This window comes from Clostridium sp. D43t1_170807_H7, from assembly GCF_015555905.1.
Lineage (GTDB): Bacteria > Bacillota > Clostridia > Clostridiales > Clostridiaceae > Clostridium.
This window is the reverse complement of the sequence record NZ_JADNLK010000057.1, coordinates 1-2797: the sequence shown is the minus strand read 5'-3', so window position 1 is coordinate 2797 and position 2797 is coordinate 1. Positions and strand designations below refer to the sequence as shown.

The window sequence follows — 2797 nt, the reverse complement described above, 5'->3', positions numbered from 1 at the left end:
AAAGGAGTTTTTTTATATACTCACCGCTTAAGCTACTCTGAACATACCTGCACAGCAGGTAGTATTCATTTATACAATAAAGGTCGAGCAATTGCTCGACTTTTCTGTTGTGGCTTTTATTGTAAATTTAATTATGAAAATACTTAAGAATTTTACTGTGAAAAACTTTTTGTACCTCAAATCCAAGTCTGTTAGTTTTAAATCTCTATATTACTTTTAATCTCCTAGTGGGAGACTATATAAATGCTAAGATAAGAATGTACAGAATGACTAATATTTTTATGTATAATACTAGGTAAAATTTAACACAGTATTAATGGTGATGAATATGATTTATACAACAAACATTAGTACTGAAATATTTTTAAAATCAGTTCAAGATTTATATAAACTTAAAATTTTAATTGAGGTTAATAATTTGGATAAACCTAATTTTAGTGCAATAGCAAGAGAGTTAGGAGTAGATAGAAGAACAGTAAAAAAATACTATGATGGAAATATTAAAAAGGATAGAAAACCTAAGAAATCAAAAATAGATGATTTCTATGATACCATTTCGACACTGCTTTCAGCAGAAACTAAGCAAATATTTTATTATAAATCTCATCTTTATAGATATTTGGTTAGAGAAAAGGGGTTAAATTGCTCAAGGAGCGCATTCAATTATTATATTTTGAAACATGAAAAATTTAAAGAATACTTTAAACCAAAGAAAAAAAGAGATGCTATAAAATCAGAAACTCCATTTGGAAAGCAAGCACAGTTTGATTGGAAAGAAGATTTAAAATTTTCTTTCAGTAATGGTGAAGAATTTATTTTTAATGTTGGTAGTTTAATATTATCAGCTTCTAGATTTAAATACTGGGCAATTTGTCCATCTAAATCTCAAGCATATTTATTTGATTTTTTAACTAACGCATTAGAATCCTTAGGAGGAGTTCCTCAAGAAATACTTATAGATAATGCATCTACAATGATGGATAAAGCTAGAACAGAACGTTCTGACGGTAAAGTTAATCCTAAATTTCAGCAATTTGCTGATGACTTTGGATTTAATATCGTCCCTTGCGTTAGAGCAAGGCCAAATACTAAAGCAAAGGTTGAAAATCCTATGAGGATTATAGATGAAATACTGAGTTATAATGGTTTGCTTGATAATGAAGAACAATTATATGAAAAAATGCAACAAATAACAAATGAAGCTAATTCAAGAATATGCCAGGCTACAGGATTACCTCCAATTTTAGTATTTAAAAAAGAGAAAGAACATCTTTCACCACTGCCGAATGATAAAATATGTTCTTACTACAAAAACACAACAATAAATGCGAAAGTCAATTCCAATGCACTATTTCGCTATAAGGGAAACCTCTATTCAGTCCCTGTTGATTTTATTAATAAAAATATTGTTGTTAAAGTTATTGATAATAACCTATATGTTTATTATGGCCCAAAATTAATAACTTTACATACACTTTCTACTAAAAAAATAAATTATCACGAAAATCATCATTTAGCAATGATGGGATTAACTTTCAAAAATTCGGCACAAGAAGATGTTAAAGATTATGCAGCTAAACATTTAGAGGAGATGAAAAAGTTTAATGAACAGTTATCAACAATTACAAGAGAACTTACGTGAACTTAAATTAACACAAATGAGTCTTCAAATAGATGATTATATTAATAAAATAAATGATCATAAAATAAGTATTGTAGATGCTTTATGTGAATTAACTAGTAAGGAAGTTGAAGTTAAAAATTTTAATGCAGCACATGCTATGGTTAAGGTAGCCGGTTTCCCGCACCTGAAAGAATTAAAAGACTTTGACTTTGAGTTTCAGCCTAAAATAAATAAACAGCAATTTTTAGACTTTGAAAGTTTAAGATTTTTAGAAAATAATAGCAGTATTATTTTAATAGGTAATAGCGGTGTGGGTAAAACCCACCTTGCGACCTCAATAGGAATTGCAGCAGCAAAAAAAAGAGTAAGTACCTATTTTATAAAATGCCAGGATCTAATAGAACAATTAAAAAAGGCTTATTTAGAGAATAAGCTTGACGATAGGATAAAGCATTTTAGCAAATATAAACTTCTTATAATTGATGAAATTGGATATTTACCTATTGGAGAGCAAGAAGCAAAAATGTTTTTTCAACTTATAGATAGGCGTTATGAAAAGAAAAGTACAATAGTTACTAGCAATATAAATCTATCCGACTGGAATCAAATATTTGTGGATAATATGTTAGCTAGTGCTATTTTAGATAGACTTGTCCATCATTCTACAATTGTTAATATTCTAGGAAACTCTTATAGAACTGCTACTGCATTATCTAAAATAGCTGATAAAAACAATTGAACAATTGTACATAAAAATATTGGCACAATTGTTCAAAATAATCTTGACATTAATAGACTAGAACGTTGTTTTTTATTTTATCTTGTTTTATTGCACAAAAAAAGTACTTAGCATAAACTAAGTACTTTACTTACCTGGCAACGTTCGTCGGGGCAATTTTTTACGCTCCGATTAATCTCCACTAAATTGCCCGGTAAAAGCATAACATGCTTTTACCCTCTCCTAGTGGGAGACTAGAACGTTGTATTTTTAGTTTTATATTATTTTATAATAAAAAAAAGATACCTAGTTTAAACTAAGTATCTTTTTACCTGGCAACGTTCTACTCTCCCACACAGTCCCCCGTGCAGTACCATCGACGCTGTAGAGCTTAACTTTCCTGTTCGGAATGGGAAGGAGTGTTTCCTCTACGCCATCATCACCAGATGCTATGG

2 protein-coding genes and 1 rRNA gene are annotated in these 2797 nt (G+C 29.6%); 2 read left to right on the top strand and 1 reads right to left on the bottom strand.

Features of this window, described 5'->3' with window-relative positions:
- Nucleotides 1-328: 328 nt before the first annotated feature.
- Both istA and istB read left to right on the top strand, forming a co-directional pair.
- Nucleotides 329-1642: an IS21 family transposase gene (istA, locus tag I2E98_RS15645; protein WP_195469793.1), complete on the top strand. Its 1314-nt coding sequence runs from the start codon at nucleotides 329-331 to the stop codon at nucleotides 1640-1642.
- Complete coding sequence (gene istB, locus I2E98_RS15640; RefSeq protein WP_195469792.1) at nucleotides 1605-2363, top strand: IS21-like element helper ATPase IstB; 759 nt, start codon at nucleotides 1605-1607, stop codon at nucleotides 2361-2363. The genes istA and istB overlap by 38 nt, the downstream gene beginning before the upstream one ends.
- A gap of 309 nt (nucleotides 2364-2672) precedes the next feature.
- Here the strand turns inward: istB and rrf are convergent.
- Nucleotides 2673-2789, bottom strand: a 5S ribosomal RNA gene (gene rrf / locus I2E98_RS15635).
- Nucleotides 2790-2797: the final 8 nt, after the last annotated feature.